A 23,389-nucleotide genomic window follows, 5' to 3' on the forward strand; every position below is an offset into this window, starting at 1 on the left:
CTGACAAAGCATTTTCCTGACGTTTCAGCTACAGATCGAGAGGCTTCCAAAGGGGAGTGACAGGTAGTTCTCCTAGCTGCACAACTCAACGAGGCGGGGAACCACTACCCTGTTTTCAGGTCCAGAGCCTCCGATCAGGGAGAGAAGCAGTGAAGTCGCCCTCCGGTAGATATCGCCACTTTGGATATCCACACTTGCGACAGGGCCCGAAAAGAGCCTGTAGAAGGGAGAGGCATCATAGCCAACGCTGGGGAGACTGCTTTTGCTTGTTAGCAGCAACTCGAACAAGGTAAGGTCATTGACCGCGGCAAAGCTATCGACACTCCCCTGCTGGATGTATGTAACGACCTCCTCGTAGATCCTTGCGATGGCGTCAGGGCTTCCGATTGTTGTCTCCAGCACCAGGGCATGGGGAAACACCGAAAGAAACCCCTCCAGGCGTTGCCGATGAGGTTGTACCGTATCAAGATAGCCGGTTATGTAGAGGGGGTTCGTGCAGTTGTGGCTTTTGAGGTAGTCACCTTGGAGGATTCCTCCAACATAGTTATCGGTTCTCATGGTGGAAAGGCCCATCCTTTCCGGGCAATGGTGGCTGAGCACTGAGGGGACAGAGAGAGAGGCAAAGAGGGCCATCTCCTCACTTGTGTCGACATCATAGGCAAGGATGCCATCACATTGGCTTTCGATGGCCTCCAATTCTGATCGGTTACCCACCTTGCAGAAGCGCAGCTGCCATGTCGTATCCTTGATGGCCTCCTGGATACCGCGCAGGCTTCGGCCAAAGAACCAGTCAAAGCTATCCAGGTTTCCCCAATAGTATGGCCTTTGCTCTTTTGACAACTCCACAAAAGCAATGACTCCTGTGCCTTTCCGTCTCAAAAGGCCTGCAGCCTTGTTCGGAGTATAGCCCAAGCTCCTGGCTGCCAGCAGGACAGCCTCCCTTAGGGGAGGAGAAACCGATTCAGGGTTGTTGAAGACCCGGGAAACGGTAGCACTGCTTACCCTGGCTTTTTTTGCCACTTGATCACGTGTAATCTGCACCAAGGCCTCCTTGAGAATTGACAAAGGGTGGTTCCTAGCGTATTGTACACGTGTACATCCTGCATTACAAGGGCATTGGACAAAGAAATCCGTGGTAGACTGGAACAGGAAAAATCACCTGATGCTCCTTTTCCAGACACCCATGGATATGCAATAGGAGGAGATGATGGCTACGGTAGAGATGATTAAAGAGGGCTTGCTGCATTCGGTGTATCCACACCTCTATGCAAAACGGTATGACCAGGAAGATATGGACCGGCGCTATGCTTCCCTTCTGGAAACACATGCCAGGCTATTCGGCCAGAAAGATGCCAAGATATTCTCCACTGCAGGAAGGAGCGAACTGGGAGGCAACCATACAGACCACAACCTTGGGAAAGTCCTTGCAGCAACCATCAACCTCGATACCATTGCCTGCGTGACCCCACGAAAGGACAACCTGGTTGTCCTCGTCAGTGAAGGGTACCCTCGCGTTGAGGTCGACCTCTCCCATCTTGAGGTGGTTGAAGAGGAAAAGAACACCACGGAAGCCCTTTTGAGAGGGATTGCCTTTGCCTTTCGGCAGCGAGGCCTGAGTATTGGCGGCTGGCAGGCCAACACCACAAGCAGGGTGCTCAAGGGTTCGGGCCTCTCCTCCTCCGCGGCCATCGAGGTCCTCTGCGGAACGATATTCAACCATCTGTTCAACCAGGACAGGCTCTCTTCCATCGAGCTTGCCATCATCGGGCAGTTTAGCGAAAACACCTATTTCGGCAAACCTTCGGGGCTTATGGACCAGGTAGCCTGCGCCAATGGGGGGATCGTCAGCATCGATTTCCAGGACGCCAAGAACCCCATCGTCAATCCCATCCCCTTTTCCTTCGAGGAGCATGGCTACCATCTGGTCATTGTCGACACAGGGGGAAACCATGCAGACCTCACCCCTGAGTACGCATCGGTACCGCGGGAGATGCGCCTTGTTGCATCCTTCTTTGGAAAGCACAACCTGAGGGAGGTCGACAGAAAGATGTTTGACGAACAACTGCCAGCCTTGCACAAAAAGTTGCAGAACGACAGGGCCATCCTACGGGCCATACACTTCTTTAGGGAGAATGACCGGGTCACCCGGATGTTGGGCTCCCTCAAGGAAGGGAAGATGGGGGACTACCTTGCTCAAGTACGCTCAAGCGGCGAGAGCTCATTCTGCTTTTTGCAGAACCTCTACGCTTCGACCAACCCTACAGAACAGGGCCTCAGCCTGGCGATAGCCATCAGCAAGGAGATCCTGGGTGATGATGCCACGGTACGGGTACATGGTGGCGGCTTTGCAGGTACCATCCAGGCCTATGTTCCGACAGAGAAGCTCCCTGCCTACACAAAGGGCCTTGAGGCCGTCTTTGGCGCCAACTCGGTAACCGTCATTGCCGTGAGGGAGAGGGAGAGCTGCTGCATAGCCCAGTAGGAGGGTTGTGGACATACTTATGACCATGAACAGGAAGAAGCAAAGCTACAAACACCAGGAACCCGAGGGTCAGCCGACCTTCGGGTTCCTGTATTGCAGAGAGGTTTTTAGGGAGCAAGGGGTACCCAACTTGTAGCTACACCTCTACGGATGAGCACCTACTCTTCAAACAACTCCTTATAGTTGCACCCTACACTCTTGTACTCACTCCTCTTGGAGAGCAGGGAGGCAAGGTTCTCAGGCACCGGGACGCTCTTTCCGATAAGGGGCTCCACCACGGCCTCGAACTTGGCAGGGTGTGCTGTGGAGACAACAATGGTATCGTCCTGGACCGGAAGGTCTCGCCTGACACGCTCGGCTGTGGCTGTATGGGGGCACATAACATAGCCGGTCTCCTGGTAGACCTCCCTGATGGTCTTCTTGATGGTCTCATCGTCGACAGAAGTGGCGCTGACCATCTTCCTAAAGGTGGCAATGTCCCCATAGAGGTTGAACAGCCTCTCCATGTTGCTTGGAGCGCCTACATCCATTGCATTTGCAAGGGTGGCAACACTTGGCCGTGGCTTGTACTCTCCATCCCTGAGGTAGTCAGGGATGGTCTTGTTGGCATTCACGGCGAGGGTTATCCTCTCGATGGGTGCACCCATCGAGAACGCCCAGTAGGCTCCACAGCTGTTACCCACATTCCCGCTGGGAATGATGAAGGTAGGCTTGGTGCCATAGGTCTCCTTGTAGAGTGTGGAGGCGTAGACATAGTAGACCATCTGGGGAAGCAGGCGTCCCAGGTTGATGCTGTTTGCACTGCTGAGGCCCCACTCCTTTGAGAGTCGCTTGTCCATGAAGGCATCCTTGACCATCTTCTGGCAGTCGTCAAAGCTGCCATCGACCTCATAGGCCTTGATGTTCCCACCCCAGCAGGTAAGTTGCTGTTGCTGGCGCTTGCTTACCCGCCCCTTGGGAAAGAGTACCTTGACCTCAATACCCTTCCTGTTGGCAAAGGCTGCAGCCACTGCCCCTCCGGTATCGCCACTGGTGGCAACCAGGATGGTGAGCTTGCGCTGTTGCTTCTCAAGCAGCTTCTCCATACATGAGGCAAGAAATCGTGCACCAAAGTCCTTGAAGGCTGCGGTGGGCCCGTGGTAGAGCTCCAGGACCATCTGCTTTTCATGCAGCTCCACCAGGGGTACATGGAAGTTGAAGGCATCGATGCAGATCTCGGCTAGGTCATCCTTGAGGATATCATCCTCAAAGAAAGGTGCCAAAACTTCAAATGCCAGTTCGGGATAGGAGGAGACCTCATAGACATTGAGGGTTTCCAGCGAAGGGAAGGAAACCGGTACATAGAGCCCGCCATCGGGGGCAAGGCCCTGCAATATGGCCTCACTGGCCGAAACTTCTACTGAGGAGTCCCTCGTTGAGACAAACTTCATCATAACCTCCTAGATTCTGGCGCCAAGATATGCGGCCAGGCGTAAGATATCGGAAAAGACCCCTGCTGCGGTGACGGCACGTCCTGCACCAGGGCCCTTGATGACCAACGGTTGGCTCAGGTAGCGCTCGGTGGTAAAGCAGATGACATTGTCGGTTCCTGTCGCCTGGGCAAATGCGTGGTCTGAGGAGAAGCTCTCCAAGGAAGCACTGCAGTTGCCCTGGTTGTCAACGATGCCCACATAGCGTAGCTTCTTGCCTTGCTCCTGGGCCTGCTGGTAGAGCTCCTGGATTGGTCCATCCAGCTCCTCCAGCCGGTTCATGAACTGCTCAAGGGGCAAGCTACGCAGCTCTGCAGGGACCAGGCTCTGGATGGGGATATTCTCCACCTCCACCTCATAGCCAAGCTCCCGGGCGAGGATGACCGTCTTTCGTCCGACATCCATTCCGGAGAGGTCGTCCCTGGGATCGGGTTCGGTGAAGCCCATATCCTTGGCTTCCCTGACCAGGACACTGAAAGCCACCGATCCATCATACTGGTTGAACAGCCATGCAAGGGTCCCGCTTACGATACCCTCGATGCGGTGGATGATATCACCTGTCTGGACCAGGTCCTTCAAGGTGCAGATTACCGGCAACCCTGCCCCGACCGTTGTCTCGTAGAGGAAACGCCGACCTGTCCTGAGGCAGGTGTCGAAAATGGACTGGTAGTAGGCATAGGGCTCGGTACCGGCCTTCTTGTTGGGGGTGATGACATGGATGCCCTGTTCAAGCCAATTGACATACTCCCGTGCAAGGAGGCTGCTGGTCGTGCAGTCGACAATGAGGGAGTGAGGGAAATAGGTTGCACCAATGTGTTTGGAAAACTTCTCCCGGTCGAGCGGGACAGCATCCTGATGGAGCCTCTCCCGCCAGGAAGCGAGGTCAATGCCATCCTGGTCGAGCACCATGGTTGTGGAGTTTGCGATCCCACGGACATGGATGTCCAGGCCGAACTGTTCCTTGAGCCTGACTGTTTCGCTGGCGATCTGGTCAAGCAGGGTTGCCCCAATGCTGCCGGGTCCAAAGATCCCTACCGAAAGGGCCTGCTTGGAGAGGAAGAACCTGGCATGCAGGGCCCGAAGAGCCTTTTTGCAGTCCCTCTCCTTGATGACTGCGCTGATGTTGGTCTCGCTCGAACCTTGGGCTATCGCGATTACATTCACGCCGGCCTTGCCCAGCGATGAGAAGAACTTTCCGGCTACCCCGGCCTGGCCTGTCATCTGCTCGCCTACCGCTGCCAGGATGGCGCACTCACCCTCAGCTTCGATGCTCTGGATAAGGTGGTCCTGCAGCTCATGGGAAAACTCCTCTTTTGCTGTCTGGCAGGCAAGCTCCTTCTGGGCCTCGGGGACTGCAAAACAGATGGAGTACTCACTGGATGCCTGGCTGATGAGGATTACCGAGATGGAAGCCTCACGCATAGCACTGAACAGGCGTCCGGCTATGCCTACCACCCCACTCATGCCAGCCCCTTCCACATTGATGAGGGCAATGTTGCGGATGGTGCTGAAGCCCTTCACCTTGTTGGACGAGCCGTTGGTCCCATGCTTGGAAACGGTACTGCCTTTTGCCTTCACATCCCCCCACCAGCGAAGCTGCACATCGATGGAGGCATTCATGGCAGGCAACAGAGCCTGGGGGTGGACGATCGGAGCACCAAAGAAGGAGAGTTCAGTGGCTTCGGAAAAAGAGAGGGTGGGTATTACCAAAGAAGAGGGGACCTCAGATACCTCGGCATTGCGCAAGAGCGATCGGTTGTTCCAGAAGGTGACGCCATCAGCGTGGAGCTGTGAGCCCAAAAGGGCTGCAGAGTACTCGCTCACCCCCTCCTGGGGGTCACTCTTCTCTGCCTGGACCAGTTCCCCATAGACAAAGAGGGCCTGTGGCTTCACCTCAGAAAGTTGCATTGCTGAAGGAAAGCCAAGGGCATCGGCAGTAATGCCAAAGGTAGTGAAGTAGTGGCAACAGATGTCTGCGATCCATGAGCCTAGTGTCCTGTCGATATAGTGTTGGGAGCCTGTGGAGATGTCCTCCACCAGCCAGATGGCACGCAGCAGGTCCTCCATGTCGGAGAAACCCTGTTTGACTCGGTCGAGCACCCTCATCCCCGATGCAGGGCCAAGGAGGGTTTCAACGAGGTCTGTCCAGAGGGAGAAGCTCCTCTCCAGCTCAGACCAGAGGCGTTCATCATGGGCTTTTGCATAGGAGAGCAAGGTACCAAGTTCCAGTCGAGTCTCACGAAGAGGTGCTATGACAAACACCTGATGGGTCTCCTGTTCTGCCCGATAGATTTCTACAAGCTTCTCGTATCCATCCAAAGAAACCAGATTGGAACCTTCAACTGCATGCATTCTGATAGTATTCACCAAAAAAGCCCTCCCATATAGTCTACCTTATCGGACAAGCCTAAAAAAAACTACTGCAAATATAGTGGGTTATGCTAGTTTCGCGTACATAGTGAAGGGGTAGGAAATGGAAGAGGTGTCCGTATATGGAAAAAGAGCCCCTTGAGGGCTCTTCATCTGTCAAGTACCGTATACCGTAGGGTTATACGAGCTTCTCGACCTTTCCACTCCTAAGGCAACGAGTACAAATCTTGATAGTGCGTGGTGCACCCTTGATCAAGGTCTTAACTGTCACAAGATTAGGACGGAATGTACGCTTTGTGGTTACGCCAATGTGTTGGCCTACGCCGCCTTTCTTCTTGGCCTGACCTTTTCTCGGAACACTATTTCCTGCAACCGTTCCTTTTCCGCAAATCTCACATCTACGAGCCATAGCTATATCCACCTTATCCAAATAAATTCATTCGTTGGCCAAATGGGGCCTGTCAAAGTCATGGCTATCCTTGCACGGGCAACGGCTTACCCGTGAGCATAATTGCAAGGTTATTGCGATTAGGACTTCAACCTTAGCCAAATTACCAGATAATGACTTTTGTGTAAAGACAAAGGACCCATCTTTTCAAACAATTCAATCTTGAAGCAAGCGAAGTTTGTTGTTATGCTCAAAATATGCCAGTCTACTATGCACTGCTGTTACCTCAACAGGTAAGGCTCAAACTCAACCTCATCAGAAGGACACTCTACAGCAAGAGTGGCAACAGCTCTTTCAGGGCCCAGGAGAGCTGCATTCTCCTTGGGGAGACAGCAGATACCTCCCTTTCGAAACTGGTAAGCTGCCCCCCCCTACCCCTACCGGTCCAGGGCACAGCAGCCTATGCAGAACAGAGCCTCCATTTCCCTGTACCCGAGGAAGCTCTCAGACAGATTCGAGAGGAACTGGGGGTAAGCCATTCCTACAGCGGTATCTACCTAGGCGATGAGAAGCTTGAGTATGAGGCTGAAATCCCCGCCATCAACGACCTCCGTCTCGCCCTTGTCGAGGTCGAAAGACAGGGCAACCTCACTCTTTGGCGGACGCTTTCAGAAAAGCATCTGCAGAGGGGCAAAGAGGTCTGAGCGGACAATCCTTGCATCCCGGCTTCTTCGCATGACAGACTGTACGGCCAAACATGTTGGCCGTCATCGAGAAGCGGTATTGCTTCTTCTCCTCCAACAAGGATGCTATCTGCTTCTCGATCTTTTCGGGATCCTTGGTATCAACCAGGCCCAGTCGGTAGACAACCCTACCAAAATGGGTGTCGACAATGATGGCAGGTTTGCCATAGATGTCCCCCAACACACAGCTGGCGGTCTTTCGTCCAACACCGGGTAGCTGGATCAACTCCTCCATGGTGGAGGGAATCTCCTTGCCTACCAGAGCCTGGGCACAGGAGGTGATGTTCTTCGCCTTCATCCTATAGAAGCCTGTGGGGAAGATGATCTCTTCCACCTCTTCCAACGGTGCCGCGGCCAGAGCCTCCACCGTCGGAAAGCGTTCGAACAGGGGCCCACTTACTATGTTGACGATCCTATCGGTGGTCTGGGCTGAGAGAATGACGCTTATCATAAACCGGAAAGGGTCACGTTGCTCCAGGAACTGGATATGGGGTGGATGGAGTTCATCCAATATTGTATATACAGCAGCTGCCTTTTTTTGCAATTTGTTCATAGTTTCATAATACCCCTTGACGCTATCAAGCTCAAGTGCGTATACTCCATTAGGTTTCGGGGCGTTGCCTAGTGGCTAAGGCGCCTGCTTTGGGAGCAGGAAATCGAAGGTTCAAGTCCTTTCGCCCCGACTAGTGTATCTACTGTTACTCTTCTTCAAAAGCTTGGCAATGTGTTTGTGACTACAATCAACAAACAGGTTGCCAATTTTTATTCCCCCCTCTTTTATGGCTCAGATCAGGAGCTTCATACCCAAGAACCGAACCCCTTGCATCTAATCCGTCAGAGCAAAGCCAACCTGCGCCATGGAAAGAACGTTGGTCCATCGACCACGTATGGATCACCAAGCTTTGGTTCTGGTACTACGGTTTGGATGGGATTATCGATGTAATTTCCTATCTGGTTACCGGCCTGAAGCTCTTTTTGGGCCCAGGCCTACCCTGCAAACCTTCAATCCAGGGCTCTACAGCTACAGCATCTGTTCGTCCCCAGGTACCACGTTTCCACAACGGAGCATCCTGGCACTGTTCTGGTGACAACAACACGATCAAAAAAACAATTCAAAAATTTCTTGCAAATAGTAAAAAACAGGGTATATACTTGGGTTGTAGTCGTAATTACGAATAGCATTCGTATATACGGACAGTAAGGAGAAATAGTGACTACTGTTACTCACCGCACCACGAATAGAATTCTCGATATCCTCGAAACCGTTGCCGCCCACCCTGAGGGAATCTCCCTCAGCGAGATAGCAAAGGTCCTGGAAGTACCCAAAAGCAGTATCCACCCCTTGCTTGCAACCCTTTCGCAACGAAACTACCTCAAGGCAAATACGCGGGAACAGCGATTCGCTTTGGGAGAGAGGCTGTTTGTCCTGGGCAACAAGTTTGTCGATGACGCTGATATCCTCGATAAGATCAAGGAAGTATTGTTGTATGTTTCTGAGAAAACCTGCGAGACCCTCTATTTTGGGGTCCTTTCCAACCTTGATGTCCTGTATCTGGTGAAGGCCGACCACTATTCCAAATTCCGGGTGGTATCAAATCCAGGGAACAAGCTCCCTGCCTACTCAACAGGATATGGGAAAGCCCTGCTTAGCCAGTTTTCCCCTGAAGAGATCGAGGCATTCTACCCCACGGGAAAGCTCAAGCAGATCACCTCCCATACCATTGCAGATGTCGAGGCATTGAACAAAGAGCTTGCCGAAATCCGAAGGACCGGATTCTCCTATGAAAAAGGAGAATCAACCACAGGAATACAGTGTGTGGCAGTTCCCATCTGCTATCAGGACCGGATCGTGGCAGGGATGAGCATAGCAGTGCCGACCTTTCGCTACGATGAACAACGGGAATTGGAATTCAAGGCATACATTCTTGAAGCAAAGCTTGAAATTGAGAGAATCATCACTGACAACCACAATCAGTGGAATTATAGTTAGGAGCATCTGATGAGAGTTGAAGTCGTTACTATCGGAGAGACCATGGTTGCATTCATTCCCAATACCCATACGGCCCTGCGCTATGTTGAGCAGTTCGCCAAAGTGGTGGCAGGGGCAGAGAGCAATGTCGCCGTGGGTCTTGCAAAGCTTGGGCACAAGAGTGGATGGCTCAGCAAACTGGGTGATGATGAGTTTGGCCAGTTCATACTGAGGGAACTGAGGGGGGAGAATGTCGATGTCTCCTCGGTCCTCATTTCCGAGACCCATCCTACAGGCATCATGTTCAAGCAGTTCAGCAACGACAAGGATTCCTCGGTATTCTATTACCGAAGCAACTCTGCTGCCAGCACCTTCAAGGCTGATGAACTGGACAGGCAGTATATTGCACAGGCAAAGATCCTGCTTATTTCCGGTATCACCCCAGCCTTGAGCGAGAGTTGTGAGCAGACGGTCCTTGCAGCAGTCAAATTGGCAAGGGAGCATGGGGTGCTTGTCTGCTTTGACCCCAACATCCGACGCAAGCTGTGGAGCGAGCAGCAGGCCAAAAAAACACTGGAGCCTCTGCTCTCCCTTTCCGACATCGTGCTGCTTGGCGATGATGAGGCAGCTCTGCTGCTAGGCACAGCAGAGCCCAGACAGATCGTCACTTCCTTGAGAAACCGTGGGGTTCGCTGGATCGGGATCAAGCAAGGTGCAAAGGGTGCATATGTTGCAGATTGTGAATCTGAATGTTCCATCCCTCCCTACCCTGTTACGGTTGTTGACAGCATAGGTGCTGGAGATGCATTCAATGCAGGCTTCATCTCCGGCTTGCTGGAAGGCAAGAGCATAGAGACCTGTGGGAAGATGGGGGCCATGATGGGGGCTCTGGCAGTATCCAGTTATGGCGATTTTGAGGGGCTCCCCAATAGGAAGGCCTTTGACAGGATGTTTTCCAACACCCAAGAAGCGAGAAGATAGGAGCATTGGTATGAACAACCGGAACGTAGTATTGCATGCCATCGGACAGAGCAAAGTAATCTCAATCATCAGGGGCATAGAGACCCAGGCCTCCCTGGAGGTCATTAAGGCCCTCTATGAAGGGGGAATCCGGTGCCTGGAAATAACGATGAACACCCCAGGGGCCCTGGCAATGATAACCCAGGCTCGGGAGAGTGAGGATCTGTTTGTCGGTGCAGGTACGGTCTTGGACATGGAGGATGCCAGGAAAGCCATCGATGCAGGGGCCCAGTTCGTTCTTGCTCCCTGTCTTGATGTCAAGGTGATCGCATACTGCCTGGACAGGGATGTGCTCCCAATTCCTGGAATATTCACCCCAACTGAGTTGCTCCTGGCTCATCAAAGCGGTGCAGAACTCCTGAAGGTATTTCCAGCAGGGTCAGTGGGCCCCCAGTACATCAAGGACCTCCTCGGTCCCTTTTCGGGAATGAAGCTGCTACCTGTGGGAGGCGTCTCCCTGGAGAACACTGCAGCATTCATGAAAGCAGGTTCCTTTGCCGTCGGGGTCGGGTCCTTTCTGGCAAATCCCACGCTTGCCAAGGCAGGGGATTTTGCAACGATACGCCAACGTGCAGAGCAATTTGTCTCGTTGGTCCAACATGTGTAAATTCGTGCAGTTTGCATGAAAATAAAAAAAAGAGGTAAGAAAATGAAAAAACTTGCTGTTTTTCTCGCTCTCCTAGTATTGGTTATGGGTTCAGCCTTTGCACAAGGGACTGCTGAAGTCAGTGCCGATTCCTATCCTAGCGGACCTGTCTCTCTCATCGTCCCCTATGCTGCCGGTGGTGGAACCGACCTTGTATGCCGCGCTCTGGCCGATGCTGCAAAGGCTTCCTTTCCCAAGAACATAACCGTTGAGAACCGCACTGGTGGTGGTGGAGCCGTAGGAATGTCCTATGGAGCCAATGCCAAGGCAGACGGTAGCGTCATCACCATGATCACCGTTGAGCTGGTCACCCTTCCCCACACAGGAACAGGTGCCGGTCTCTACTTTGATCAGTTCAAGCCCATCATGATGGTAAACAGTGCATACAGTGCTATCACCGTCAAGGCTGATGCTCCTTGGAAAACCCTTAACGAGTTCATCGAAGCATCCAAGACCAAGACCATGAAGATCGGTAACTCCGGTGTCGGAGCCATCTGGCACCTTGCTGCAGCGGGTCTTGCAAAGACAGCTGGAGTCACCTTCAACCACATTCCGTTTGATGGTGCTGCCCCAGCAACCACAAGCTTGCTCGGTGGACACATCGATGCCATCACCGTCAGCTATGCTGAAGTCGCCGCCCAGGTTGCCGCAGGGAACCTGAGAGTCCTTGCAGTTCTTGCTCCTGAAAGAATTGCCGCAACACCCAACATCCCCACAGCAAAAGAGCTTGGCTATGATGTTGCCATCGGTACCTGGAGAGGTCTTGGAGTTCCCAAGGATACCCCCCAGCCTATCGTAGACAAGATCTATTCCATCTTCAACAAGGCAGCTGCCTCTGATTCCTTCGTCGCCTTCATGAAGTCCACCAACAATATCATCGATGTCATGGACGGCCCTTCCTATGGGAAGAAGCTGGTCGTTGACAACGATATGTTCAAGGCCCTTATCAATGAGCTTGGCCTCAAGCAGCAGTAAGAAATTTGTCAGTATCCAAACCACAGCAGTGCTGTGGTTTGGAATATTCGATCCCAAAGGATTTCAACCATGAGAAAAGCAAACTTTATCGTTTCCGGCGTATTTACCGCCTTTGCACTGCTCATCATTGCACTATCACTCACCTTTCCCCCTAGCAACCATGGGGTCCCAGGACCTGGAATTTTTCCTTTTATCATTGCTGCCTTGATAATCATTTCAGCTGTTGCCTTGCTCATCACAACCCTGATAGCGGGCCCCAAGCTTGATTCCAAAATCGACCTACGGTCAAAAAACATCATCAATGTCTATATCACCATGGCAGGCTTGGTAGTCTATACGGTACTGCTACCAATGGTTGGGTTCATAACAACCACGACTGTCATGCTTTATCTCTATATACGATGGTTCAGTAAGAGGTCCTGGTGGAAGTGTGCAGTTATCAGCTTGCTCTTCACCTTGGCGATCTACTTTCTCTTTGGTTTGGTGCTCAATGTGCCGATGCGCTTCGGCCTAGTACTCTAGGGAAAGGGGAAATATAGTATGTTACTTGAAGTCTTAACCAATGTATTTACGGTACAAATCTTTTTCTTCATCATTCTGGGAGTATTTACCGGCATCTGCATAGGTGCCCTTCCAGGCCTGACAGCTACCATGGGTGTTGCCCTGGTGCTCCCCCTTACCTTTGGCATGGAGGCAACCCCAGGCATCCTCCTGCTTATAGGGGTCTATGTTGGAGCCATCTATGGGGGTTCCATCTCGGCTATCCTGCTCAGGACTCCCGGGACCCCTGCAGCGGCTGCAACGGTCCTGGATGGGTATGAGTTCTCCAAACGGGGGGAGAGTGGAAGGGCCCTTGGCATCTCCACAGTCTCCTCATTCCTGGGAGGCTTGGTCAGCGTAACCGCCCTCTGGCTCATATCCCCACAGCTTGCCAAGCTCGCCCTCCGTTTCAGCGCCCCCGAGTTCTTCTTGCTGGCGGTCTTCGGCTTGAGCATTATCGCCAGCATCTCAGGCAACTCCCTTGCAAAGGGTGTTCTCTGTGGTGCCTTGGGCATCTCGATCTCGTTCATCGGCATCGACAGCATTACAGGGTATGCCCGCTTTACCTTCCACAACATCAACCTACTCAGCGGCATGTCCTTCATCCCTGTCATGATCGGCCTCTTTGCCATGTCCCAGGCATTCTCTACGATCGAAAACATCTTTACTCCCGATGAGGTTTCGCAGAAGGTCTCCAAAGTCTGGCCGACCAAGGCAGACTGGAAAATCATCCTCAAGACAGCACCCTTAAGCGGCGTCATTGGCACGATCATTGGCATCGTACCTGGTGCAGGGGCTGAGATCGGTGCCTTCGTCTCCTACAGTCAGGCCAAGCGGATATCCAGGCATCCTGAACTCTTCGGAACAGGAATCACCGAAGGCATTGCAGCCCCAGAGGGTGGCAACAACGGTGTGACAGGAGGAGCTCTCATCCCCATGCTAACCATGGGTGTCCCCGGGGACGCTGTCGCAGCAATCCTTATCGGAGCGCTCACCGTACAGGGCTTGCAGCCAGGGCCGCTCCTATTCACCGAACACACAACCTTGGTCTATTCGATTTTCCTTGGGATGTTCATTGCCAACCTGACCATGCTTGTGCTCGGTCTTTCAAGCCTCAAGCTCTTTGTGAAGGTACTCTCTGTTCCCAAGTCCATCCTGACACCGATGATCTTCATCCTCTGTGTGGTAGGCTCCTATGCGATCAACACGAGCTTCTTTGATGTTGGGGTAATGCTCTTCTTTGGTATCCTGGGATATTTCCTGCAGAAAGCAGACTTCTCGGTATCCCCTGCAGTTCTGGGCCTTATCCTTGGTCCGATGGCAGAGGCAAACTTCCGAAGGGCCCTTCTGATGAGCGAGGGAAGCTACTCTATCTTCTTCAACTCCCCCATCGCATGGGTTTTCCTGATACTGACCATCTTTACCCTTGCCATGCCCTATGTGACAGCTTTCCTGAAGAAGAGGCGGATGCAAAACGCCTGACCAAAACCCTATAAAAAATGTATGATGCGCTCCAAACAGCAAGAAGGCGACCTTTCAAGGCCGCCTTCTTGCTTATGGAGAGTCTACGTATATATTGTTATGCTACGCTTCGTGAAGCGAGCAGTTTTGCCATAAAGCGGCCAAGGGCCTTTCCGAAGTTTGCATCATAGCTGAGGACAGCTTCATAGACGTTTACTTCCCTGCCCTTCTCTACACTCAGGAAGTAGAGGTGGTCACAGATCTCAAAGAATACATCAGCCCTGCGTCTTCCGGGGAAACTCATCTGGGTAGTCCAGTTCTGCATCACCTGGCTGATGGGCTGATAGATGTTGCTCATCCAGGAATAGGTTGCCTCATCCCAAGTAATGTTCATATTCAAGTTCTTTCCCAGGAAATAACGATGGCCTTCGATATGTGACGCAAGTTTATCATAATCTGAATCCAAGAACATATCCGTGTTCTTAATCAGGAAATCAATACTTTCTTTTTTGTTTTTGTCATTATTGTTCATACAATTCTCCTCTTTTTTTGTTCTTTATCTTATAACACAACTATATCAATATTAGGCAGGCTTTGCAAGCGAGTAAGCCACTATGATATTGCATTGTTCCGTCATCTTTTTGTAATATACAGTTGTTTTACTGGCACTTACCTACAGTTTGTATGTTTATATCACAGATTTGTGCTACGTAAAAAACCCTCCCCTTTGAATACTCAGAGGGGAGGGAAAACTGAAAAAAATGGAGATGAAGGTATTACCTGCTCTTATCGAAAATGGCTCCTACACTATCCCAGTCAAGGACATTCCAGAAAGCAGATACATAGTCACCCCTAAGGTTCTTGTACTTGAGGTAGTAGGCATGTTCCCATACATCAATGCCAAGGATCGGGGTATCCCCCTTCTTGTCCATCAGGGGATTATCCTGGTTCGGATAGGAGTTTACTACAAGCTTCCCGTCCTTGGTGAGGGAGAGGAATGCCCAGCCTGAACCGAAGCGCCCTATGGCTGCCTTGCCAAGGGAATCCTTCAAAGCGTCAAACGATCCAAAATCCTTTCTGATCTGGGCCTCTAGGGCACCTGAGGGGCTCCTGCTTCCGGTCGGTGACATGGTAGAGAAATACAGGTTATGGTTATAGAAACCTCCACCATTGTTGCGGATGGTAGTGCGAAGCTTCTCATCGGCAATGGCATCAAGGTTTCCGAGAATCTGTTCAATGGTCTTCTTGTTCAGGGAAGGGTCCTTCTCAATGGCAGCATTGAGATTGGTTGTATATCCTGCATGGTGTTTGGTGTAGTGGGTAAGCATGGTAAGTTCATCAATATATGGCTCAAGCAGATCGAATCCATATGAGAGTGCATATTGTGTAAACATAAAAAACCTCCAAGTCTCTTAATTCCTAGTTATCCACTAGGATTACCTCTACTATACTCATAATTTCTTTATAGGGCAAGTCCTACAAAGGCATTTTGCACAACTTTATTGATAGCATCATAGTATGAGCACTGAGGATTCCCACAAATACTCTGATACATCTTTACCTTTTTTTTGATTTGAGATATTGTTTCATAGTTTCCAGCACATATATGTGCTTACCATGCGCCAATAGCTCAGTTGGATAGAGCAACTGCCTTCTAAGCAGTAGGTCGTAGGTTCGATTCCTACTTGGCGTACTAGACCACCAAAAGGATTTCAGTCCTTACTGGTGGTTTTTTTGTCTTGAATGGAACCCTGCTAGATGTAGCTATGCAACCCTTCACTCTCCACCTTCCAGCCATGGCCTTTGGGAAAGCCTGGGGCCTGGGTGTCTGAACCATCCCAACCCCCTGCCATCATGGCAATGGCCAGGAGCAAGGCCCCATTTCCAGGAAGGTACAGGGGAAGGTCCTGTGAAGAACCCTGACGGTTGTGGCCATTGGGGAGATAGGTGTTTTTCGGGGAGTCCAGCAAAAGAATGTCAACGGCATCATGGGGCCGTCCGAGCCTAGCAAGGGTCATTGCCATGGCAGGGAAGTCCCATCCCCACATCGTCTCGAAATGCCAGTGGACCAGAACCGAGTCAAACGAGTTGCCCATAGTCTGGACATCGATGGAATGACCCGGAAGGAACCCATAGGCGAACAACAGGGATGGGTGATCGGACGCTGATCTATCATAGGTATCACTACACCTCTCATGGGCAAGATACCTGTTGGACCTTGTATCGATCGGGCAGGGGCTGAGCTGGTCAATCACCCTTTTCCACTGGTTGGGAACTTCTTGCTTTACCCTTTTTTTCCAGGCAATGGCAGTCTCTAGACCCCATCTCCAGTATTCCAGCTCAAAGGTAGGGTTCAGGGTATCGGTAGGGCTGTGGTTCTCCTGTGCAGGAATGAGCGGAGGCCCGAGGACAAACCGAGAGGTCTCTTCATCCCACTGGGCATAGTCAGCCATGAAGATTGCAGTTGCAAAGACCAGCTCAGCATACCTCTCCAATATCTCAGGGCTAGGGTCCTGACGGTAGAGCAATTCAGCAAAATAGATGATATGCGGCTGTTGCCAGCAGAGGAAAGGACCAATAGCAGAAGGACTATCCTCCCCCTTCGGGTCGGTCATCTTGGGCCAGCGAGCCCCCTCATACCCTTGCTGTGAAGCTCTCTCTTTCGCAGATTCCAGAATAGACCGATACCAGGAGAGGCTTTGTTCCACCAGGGAAGGACGGTCCCACAAGATAGCCTGGGCAGCATGCCAGGGGTGCATCTCCAGATGGAACTTCCCATACCAGCTATTGCAGGTGAGCCCTGTCTCCTGAGGTGGCAAGGAACCCAGACACTGGATCGCTGTAAGGTACTCTGACAAGATTATCCGCCTTTCCAGTTCAAGGGCACGAAGGTCCGAACTCCCCCAGAATGAAACGGCAGCACCTTCTGTCCAGAACTTCTGCCAGTGAACGGCACTTTCGGTCTTCGTTGCGGCAAAGGTAGGCAGGGTGGATATGCTATCGTCCTGGACAAACAGGATGGAAGCTTCCATCACCTCACTGTCTCCAAAGAACGTCCATTGATGCTTTTTCTTGTGAATAATCTTGATGGCCCGATTCTTCGGAAATGACAGGTAGACAGAGTAGCCAGTTGCATCCATAGCCCTGTCGATGCGGAAGAAATTCTTTTGCAGGGCTGTGATGTCCGATACATGGGCATCCACAGCCCCCCAGTCAGAACCATCGATCAGGTGGGAGGCGTAGGGGAAGGAAATATCCAGGCCAAGCTTGCCCTCCCTGAACAAGGGCGATTCCATTCTGAGGGAAACCATATCCAGCTGGGGATGGCAGACTGTCCTCACCGATACAGGCTTCCTGGAGAGCTTGAAGAAGCTCTCCAGTTCCCCAGTATAGAGCTTCAGCTCCTGGTGAGCCTCATGGACAGAGCTTTCCTGCAAAGGGTCAGAGCCACTGATCAGGGCTATCTTGCCAAGGTTGAAACGATGGGGATTGACCCGCAGGGAGTTGAACAACGCTTCCTGGCCAGTTGGGTCGGTCATGTAGCCGACACTCCTCTCCCCTACCTGGAACTCCTGCATTTTCAGCTTATGGGAATCCTTCGGTGCATCAGGGTAGCTATGGAAGGCCCAGGTGCTCATGGTACAACGGGGAATGGTGCCAGGGGGGGTCTCAGAAAAGGACTGCAGGCCGGTGCAGTCGGGGGTAAAGACAAAATCCCCATTCCCTACCGATAGCGGAGTAGCAGGATCCCACCCAAGAAGACAGGGATTATGACGGCTAACCAGGTGTTTCCTATCAATGCTGCTCATGGCACAACTCCTACTCGGTAGTGATTACCAGGCCATCAGGGGATTCATGTACTTGGTGGAAGACAAAACGTTCAAAGGGAGTCTTATTCGGGGTGTGGTAGGTAACCTGAAGATCCCCCTGCAGATCGCAGAATACCATGCCATGCCCGCCATCACCATCAATGAGAGGTTGTTGGATCTGCCTCCAGGGGCCAGTTACCAGCCCATTGTCAGAAACAGCACATCCCATAGCATAGCCCTTCTCTCCAAGGCTTGACCACAACATGGTGAGTTTACCATCAGATTGCCGATAAAGAAAGGGTCCATCAGTAACATGTGCATCCTTGAGACCTGAGCCATCCCTACGCAGAAGGCTCCTTGTCCAGTTGGCTTCAGAGGCCTTGAACAACAAGAGAGGCTCGCCAACACCATGGGTAAGCTCATTGTCCAATTGCATTGCCCAGATCTCCCCATCGTTGGCCTGGACCCATTCGTGGCAAAATACCATCCAGGGCCTTCCCTTGGCATCGACATGGAGCGTCCCATCGAGGCACTCCCAGGCTTTTGGGGTGATGGCTTGGTTTACCACTGGCAGATAGGGGCCCAAGATAGCATCTGAAACAAGGATCTGGGTCCCCCGGGTGTGCGAGGGCGAGGTAAAGGTTGCCAAAAGATAGTATCGGTTTGCAAAGAAGTGGACCTCTGGGGCCCAGAAATCATGGGTTCCCCAAAACCCAGGCTCAGGGGTAAAGACCCTGAAAGGACCCTCCCAGCTCTCAAGGTCTTGGCTTCGGTAGGCATCAAAGCCCTCCCCTTTCTGGTTCCACGGGTTCTTGTCCGTTGTGCCGAACAGGTAGTAGGTCCCTGTTTCTGGCACTACAAAGATGAAGGGGTCACGGATCTGGATATCGTTTCTGGTAACCATGCAGTTTCCTTTGGTTTTTCTAGGACAGGGAATTCTGAGGGGATTGCTCCCCTCAGAACTAGAAAGCAATCTCGTTATTTTGCGATCATGCGGAGAAGCAGTTCGTTGATCTGCTTTCCCCCTTGGACAGGGGTAACCTGGCCAAAGGCAACTCTCTGATAGATGAGAAAGAGGGTGCTGTTGAATTCTGTGTCGTTGGGGACGTGGTCGGTCTCCAAGGATGAGTGAGGTCCTGCGACCTGCATGTAGTCAAGCACTCTCTGGTCTGCCGGAGAGCTGGCACCCGAAGCACGGGCCGAAGAGGAAGCGGAGGCTCCACGGTTGCTGCCAAGAATCTTGGCGGCATCGGGATCATTGACCAGGAAGTTGATGAACTTGATGGTCTCCTTTGCATTCTTCGAATCCTTGTTGACCGTGTAGAACTGGCTGGGGGCCTGCCACAGGGCCTTGGTAGCCGCAGCGCCGGGGAACTCCATGAGCCTAAGCTCATCGGTTGTGGCTGCCTGATACCCACCAAGCTGGTTGGTGTACAAAAATGCGATGGCAGCTTTTCCTGCGATCAGGGCAGAGCTGTCAGCATTGCTTTCGGCAAAGCCACTTGCGATCTCGGCTGGAGGAATGAGGCCATTGGCACGATAGTCCTGGAACAGCTCAAGATATTTCTGGGCGGCCTCTGCAGAGACACCGGTCGAAGCGGTGGCAGCGGTATAGAGGGGGGTCCCATTGAAACGGGCCCAGTAGCCGAAAGGAGTGGAGTTGGTAGACATCACCCCGATGTCCTGCATAGGATAGACACCCTTGGGCAGCTTTGACTTGAGCAGCACCAGGTAGTCGCGGAACTCAGCATAGGTCATCGAGAGCTTCGGCTGAGGGGCCCCTGAACGCTCGATCAAGGACTTGTTGAAGACCAGGGCCGGCATTGTTACGCCAGTTGAGACACCAAGCAGCTTTCCTTCGATTGTCCCGGAAGCAATGGCACTTGGGTCGATGACTGCAGTGTTCAGCTCGCTTCCTGCATACGCATCCAAAGGAAGCAGGACCTTGGCATAATCGTAGATGTTTCCTCCCATCTGGATGATGTCCGGGCCATTGCCACCTGCAAGCTGGGTATCGACCTTCACAAAGTGATCGCCTGCACCACCTGAAACCTCAGGGTTGATCACGACACCGGGGTTCCGGCTCTGATAGAGATCGATCGCCTGTTGGCTGATCGTTACCCGTTCCCCACTTCCCCAATACGCCCAACGGATGACTGTCGGTCCTGCAGCAGATTTCTGGGTCTCAGGAACACCAGCAGCGAAAACCATAGTGACTGTCACCATGAGAATGGCCATCGTCAATAAGATTCTTTTCATTTCAAGCCTCCTTAATGATTAAGGGACAATACTATCCCTTGATTCCAGTAGTAGCGATTCCCCGTACAAAATATTTTTGCAAGGAGAAAAACAGGACAAATGCCGGTATGAGAGAGACAACAGACATGGCGAACATCGGCCCCCAGGATGACATCCCCGACGAGTCGAGAAAGAGCCTGAGGCCCATGGGGACGGTATAGTTGTTTGGGGAGGTCAGGTAGAGCAGTTGGTTAAAGAAATCATCCCAGGTCCAGAGGAAGGTAAACAGCACCGTCGTGATGATCGCAGGAAGGGTCAGGGGCATGATTATCTTTGCATAGATACCAAACCTTCCACATCCGTCTATCAGGGCAGAATCATCGATATCCTTAGGGAGGCCACGGATGAACTGCACCAGCAAAAAGATGAAAAATGCATCGGTTGCAAAGAATTTTGGCACAATGATGGGCAAAAACGTATTGACCCACCCGAAGGAGCGAAAAATGATATACCGGGGAATGGTCGTCACATGGGTGGGCAACATCAGGGTGACCATCATCAGGGCAAACCAGACACGCTTTCCAATGAACTTCAGCCGGGCAAAGGCATAGGCAGTAAGGGAACAGAACATGGCGTTGGCTGCGGCACTGAGCAGGCAGATCGTAAAGCTATTCCTGAAAAAGGTACCGAACCCGACAATGCCGATCCCCGCCCACCCCTTATGGTAGTTTTCCAGCGTAAAGGCCTTGGGAAAGAGCCCAGGGTCACTGAAGATGGTATTGCTCTGCTTGAAGGATGCCGCCACCAGCCAAAGGATGGGATAGAGCATGCCAAGGCCCAGGGCTATGATAAAGAGATTGATGCCCACACTGTAGATCCGGTCTTTTGCTTTTTTCTGCATCGCCCTACTCCCCGCTTCCGTATGAGATCAGGGAACCTGAACTCTTGAAAAAGATAGCCGTGATGGCTGCGATGATGATAAGCAGTACCCAGGCCATGGCAGCGGCATACCCCATCTCGGAGAAGCCGAACCCCTTGATATAGAGATAGAGGCTGTAGAACATGGTGGAGTCCAAAGGCCCACCAGAGCCGTTGGAGACAATGAAGGCCTGGGTAAAGGACTGGAAGGCGCTGATCATCTGCATGACCAGGTTAAAGAAGATGATGGGCGAAAGGCTTGGCAGGGTGATCCAGATGAACTGCCTGACCTTGCCCGCCCCATCGACACTCGATGCCTCATAGTACTCCTTGGGAATCTGCTGCAGGCCTGCAAGGAAAATAATCATGGGCGACCCAAATTGCCACACTGCCAACAAGATCAAGGTAGAGAGCGAGTATTTGGGGTTTGAGATCCAGGCAGGGAGGTCGGTGAGGTGGAACAGCCTCTCCAGGATCAGGTTGAGAAGGCCATCCCCTGCGAAGATCCTGCGCCACAACACAGCTATTGCCACCGACCCTCCCAGGAGGGTGGGAATATAGTAGAGGGCGCGGTACATGCCTATCAGCTTGAGCTTCTTGTTCATCAGCATCGCAACAGCCAAGGCAAAGAGAAGCTTCAGAGGTACCGAGGTAAACACAAACTTGAAGGTTACCAGAAGGGAGTTGAAAAACCTCTCATCACGAGGGAACTGCTCACTGCCGGTGAACATGACGATGTAGTTACGCAGCCCCACCCATTGGGGAGGCTGGCGAATGTTGAATTGGGTGAATGACAGGTAGAGGGAATAAAACATGGGATAGAGGGTCAAGGCAAAAAAGCCTATCAGCCACGGGGTGAGAAATGCATAGGAAGTGAGGTTTTCCTGCAATAGTCTCTTTCTGGTCATGATGCGCTCCTTTTCGGGTCAATACTCCAGTCTCGATGCGACAAGCATCTTGTCAAACAGGGCCCTGGCCTTGAGATGGGAGATGTTGACCAACGGGTCGGAAAGGAAAGCGGCAAACAACAGGTCCTCATCGTCATGGTACATCGCATCAAGGGTCATCTGTTGGACATCGCTGACCCTCCTTACCAGGTTCTGGACTGCAAGGGGAGGATCGCTGGCAACAATTGGCCTGATGGAGTTCTCGCTGATGTAGCCGTTGCTCTCCACGATCCTGCCCTTGGGAAGGTAGCGTATCTGCCCTTCGTTGGGGCGGTTGATGTTGGTGAACAGGGTCCTGTCCCCCATGAGCGAACGCATGATGTCCACCCCTTCCTCATCACTGGGCTTGGCAAGCAGGTCGCCAGCGGTAAATGCTTTTTCCCGTTTTTCCTTGGCTTGGCGTACTCTCCACTCATAGGGGGTCCTCATGATGCCATACTTCCACAGCTGTTCTTCCGAGGTAAGGAACCAGGGTACGAATTCCACCAGATGGCGATCCCCTGCAGCCCCAAGGGAGCCAAAGTCACGCAAGAATTGCAGGGCGACCAGCTGGTCACACTCAAACCATTTCTCATCCTTGATCCGCCGCTTCGCCAGCTCGGTTTCATCCTTGAAGGTTTCTGGGCTCCTGCTCAGCTCAACAAGCCTGTCCATCAGGTCGATGCCATTCCACATCGCCTTTGTCACGAAGGTAAAATGGTTGACCCCGGTAAGGTCGAGCTGGATGGCCCTGCGATCAGGACGGGGGACACCAAACCACTGCTCGACCTTGTCGGCAAGATAGTTCTGGGTGTGGAACACCTCATGGCAACACCCCAGGGCCTTTATGCCGGGGAAGGCCTTGTATAGGGCTGCAGTGCACAACGTCATCGGGTTGGTATAGTTGATCACCCAGGCATCAGGGCAATATTGCTCTATCTTATGGGCAAAATCGAAGAACAAAGGAAGGGCCCTTCTTGCCCGCAGGATCCCACCAGGGCCTGTAGTATCGCCTACCGTCTGCAAAATCCCATACTCCTCGGGAAGGAGCAGGTCACCTCGCCTGCACTCGGTCTTGCCGGGCTCGATCGAAATGATGACGATGTCACAACCGCTGAGGGCGTCTCCGATATCTTCGACAGCCTCCACCGTAAAATGGCCTACACTCTTGTTGGCAGTAAATATCCTTTCGGCAACCTGCACATTGTTCCTGGCAGCTTCCTTGTCGATATCATAGAGCACCAGGACCCCATGGGTCATGGGATTCAGTGCGAGGTCCTTCATGAATTGGATGGGCCACAGCCGGCCTCCTCCACCAATAATACAAATGCGAGTCTCTTTCATGCCAACACCTCCACCAATATAGGTAATTTTCGGTTCTCCCAAGGGTAAAGTACAGGTTGTTTAGTTTGACATTGAGTATCATTTCTTGACC

Annotated in this window: 21 protein-coding genes and 2 tRNA genes; 10 read left to right on the forward strand and 13 right to left on the reverse strand. The window is 52.2% G+C overall.

The genetic code is table 11. The features are described 5' to 3' along the window. Window positions 1–72: 72 nt before the first annotated feature. The gene (locus ROJ03_RS09580) at window positions 73–1,041 is read right to left on the reverse strand and encodes a LacI family DNA-binding transcriptional regulator (protein ID WP_313726821.1); all 969 of its coding nucleotides are present in this window, start codon (window positions 1,039–1,041) and stop codon (window positions 73–75) included. A 166-nt stretch (window positions 1,042–1,207) separates the two neighbouring features. On the opposite strand from ROJ03_RS09580, the gene ROJ03_RS09585 reads away from it, so the two are divergent. Further along, window positions 1,208–2,482: a galactokinase family protein gene (locus ROJ03_RS09585; protein ID WP_313726822.1), complete on the forward strand. Its 1,275-nt coding sequence runs from the start codon at window positions 1,208–1,210 to the stop codon at window positions 2,480–2,482. 158 nt (window positions 2,483–2,640) lie between these two features. Here the strand turns inward: ROJ03_RS09585 and thrC are convergent, their stop codons facing one another. The 3 genes from thrC to rpmB form a co-directional block, all read right to left on the reverse strand. Next, window positions 2,641–3,912, reverse strand: coding sequence for a threonine synthase (thrC, locus tag ROJ03_RS09590; RefSeq protein WP_313726823.1), 1,272 nt, complete (start codon window positions 3,910–3,912; stop codon window positions 2,641–2,643). Window positions 3,913–3,921: 9 nt separating this feature from the next. Further along, the gene (thrA, locus tag ROJ03_RS09595) at window positions 3,922–6,318 is read right to left on the reverse strand and encodes a bifunctional aspartate kinase/homoserine dehydrogenase I (protein ID WP_313726824.1); all 2,397 of its coding nucleotides are present in this window, start codon (window positions 6,316–6,318) and stop codon (window positions 3,922–3,924) included. Between the two features lie 181 nt (window positions 6,319–6,499). Further along, window positions 6,500–6,730, reverse strand: a complete 231-nt coding sequence (gene rpmB / locus ROJ03_RS09600; protein ID WP_313726825.1) for a 50S ribosomal protein L28 — start codon at window positions 6,728–6,730, stop codon at window positions 6,500–6,502. A gap of 236 nt (window positions 6,731–6,966) precedes the next feature. Between rpmB and ROJ03_RS09605 the strand changes: the two genes are divergently transcribed. Beyond that, the gene (locus ROJ03_RS09605; RefSeq protein WP_313726826.1) at window positions 6,967–7,413 is read left to right on the forward strand and encodes a hypothetical protein; all 447 of its coding nucleotides are present in this window, start codon (window positions 6,967–6,969) and stop codon (window positions 7,411–7,413) included. Here ROJ03_RS09605 and nth read toward each other — a convergent pair. Further along, window positions 7,358–8,005: an endonuclease III gene (nth, locus tag ROJ03_RS09610; protein ID WP_313726827.1), complete on the reverse strand. Its 648-nt coding sequence runs from the start codon at window positions 8,003–8,005 to the stop codon at window positions 7,358–7,360. The genes ROJ03_RS09605 and nth overlap by 56 nt on opposite strands. A 57-nt stretch (window positions 8,006–8,062) precedes the next feature. On the opposite strand from nth, the gene ROJ03_RS09615 reads away from it, so the two are divergent. From ROJ03_RS09615 to ROJ03_RS09645, 7 genes are all read left to right on the forward strand, one after another. Continuing rightward, window positions 8,063–8,135, forward strand: a tRNA-Pro gene (locus tag ROJ03_RS09615). A 527-nt stretch (window positions 8,136–8,662) separates the two neighbouring features. Then, a complete protein-coding gene (locus ROJ03_RS09620) occupies window positions 8,663–9,442 on the forward strand; it encodes an IclR family transcriptional regulator (RefSeq protein WP_313726828.1) in 780 nt (259 codons plus the stop codon). Window positions 9,443–9,451: 9 nt separating this feature from the next. Continuing rightward, entirely contained in the window at window positions 9,452–10,402 is a 951-nt protein-coding gene (locus ROJ03_RS09625; RefSeq protein ID WP_313726829.1) for a sugar kinase, read from the forward strand. Between the two features lie 10 nt (window positions 10,403–10,412). After that, a complete protein-coding gene (locus ROJ03_RS09630) occupies window positions 10,413–11,048 on the forward strand; it encodes a bifunctional 4-hydroxy-2-oxoglutarate aldolase/2-dehydro-3-deoxy-phosphogluconate aldolase (protein ID WP_313726830.1) in 636 nt (211 codons plus the stop codon). A gap of 42 nt (window positions 11,049–11,090) precedes the next feature. Further along, a complete protein-coding gene (locus ROJ03_RS09635; RefSeq protein ID WP_313726831.1) occupies window positions 11,091–12,062 on the forward strand; it encodes a tripartite tricarboxylate transporter substrate binding protein in 972 nt (323 codons plus the stop codon). A gap of 69 nt (window positions 12,063–12,131) precedes the next feature. After that, the gene (locus ROJ03_RS09640) at window positions 12,132–12,584 is read left to right on the forward strand and encodes a tripartite tricarboxylate transporter TctB family protein (RefSeq protein ID WP_313726832.1); all 453 of its coding nucleotides are present in this window, start codon (window positions 12,132–12,134) and stop codon (window positions 12,582–12,584) included. A gap of 18 nt (window positions 12,585–12,602) precedes the next feature. Next, window positions 12,603–14,084, forward strand: coding sequence for a tripartite tricarboxylate transporter permease (locus tag ROJ03_RS09645; protein ID WP_313726833.1), 1,482 nt, complete (start codon window positions 12,603–12,605; stop codon window positions 14,082–14,084). Window positions 14,085–14,181: 97 nt separating this feature from the next. Here the strand turns inward: ROJ03_RS09645 and ROJ03_RS09650 are convergent, their stop codons facing one another. Together ROJ03_RS09650 and ROJ03_RS09655 are read right to left on the reverse strand one after the other, a co-directional pair. Then, entirely contained in the window at window positions 14,182–14,457 is a 276-nt protein-coding gene (locus tag ROJ03_RS09650) for a DUF4032 domain-containing protein (protein ID WP_313726834.1), read from the reverse strand. Between the two features lie 382 nt (window positions 14,458–14,839). Continuing rightward, window positions 14,840–15,457 (reverse strand): superoxide dismutase, encoded by a 618-nt coding sequence (locus ROJ03_RS09655; RefSeq protein WP_313726835.1) that lies wholly within the window; start codon window positions 15,455–15,457, stop codon window positions 14,840–14,842. 225 nt (window positions 15,458–15,682) lie between these two features. Here ROJ03_RS09655 and ROJ03_RS09660 point away from each other — a divergent pair. After that, window positions 15,683–15,756: transfer RNA gene (locus ROJ03_RS09660), tRNA-Arg, on the forward strand. Between the two features lie 61 nt (window positions 15,757–15,817). Here ROJ03_RS09660 and ROJ03_RS09665 read toward each other — a convergent pair. From ROJ03_RS09665 to ROJ03_RS09690, 6 genes are all read right to left on the reverse strand, one after another. Beyond that, window positions 15,818–17,872: a hypothetical protein gene (locus tag ROJ03_RS09665; protein WP_313726836.1), complete on the reverse strand. Its 2,055-nt coding sequence runs from the start codon at window positions 17,870–17,872 to the stop codon at window positions 15,818–15,820. A 10-nt stretch (window positions 17,873–17,882) separates the two neighbouring features. Further along, entirely contained in the window at window positions 17,883–18,776 is an 894-nt protein-coding gene (locus ROJ03_RS09670) for a glycoside hydrolase family 43 protein (protein ID WP_313726837.1), read from the reverse strand. Between the two features lie 74 nt (window positions 18,777–18,850). Then, entirely contained in the window at window positions 18,851–20,131 is a 1,281-nt protein-coding gene (locus ROJ03_RS09675; RefSeq protein ID WP_313726838.1) for an extracellular solute-binding protein, read from the reverse strand. 31 nt (window positions 20,132–20,162) lie between these two features. Beyond that, the gene (locus tag ROJ03_RS09680; protein ID WP_313726839.1) at window positions 20,163–21,011 is read right to left on the reverse strand and encodes a carbohydrate ABC transporter permease; all 849 of its coding nucleotides are present in this window, start codon (window positions 21,009–21,011) and stop codon (window positions 20,163–20,165) included. Between the two features lie 4 nt (window positions 21,012–21,015). After that, a complete protein-coding gene (locus tag ROJ03_RS09685) occupies window positions 21,016–21,936 on the reverse strand; it encodes a sugar ABC transporter permease (protein ID WP_313726840.1) in 921 nt (306 codons plus the stop codon). 18 nt (window positions 21,937–21,954) lie between these two features. Next, window positions 21,955–23,298 carry an alpha-galactosidase gene (locus ROJ03_RS09690; RefSeq protein WP_313726841.1) on the reverse strand — a complete coding sequence of 448 codons (1,344 nt, stop codon included), beginning with the start codon at window positions 23,296–23,298 and terminating at the stop codon, window positions 21,955–21,957. Window positions 23,299–23,389: the final 91 nt, after the last annotated feature.

This window comes from Sphaerochaeta sp. PS, assembly GCF_032144095.1.
GTDB lineage: Bacteria > Spirochaetota > Spirochaetia > Sphaerochaetales > Sphaerochaetaceae > Sphaerochaeta.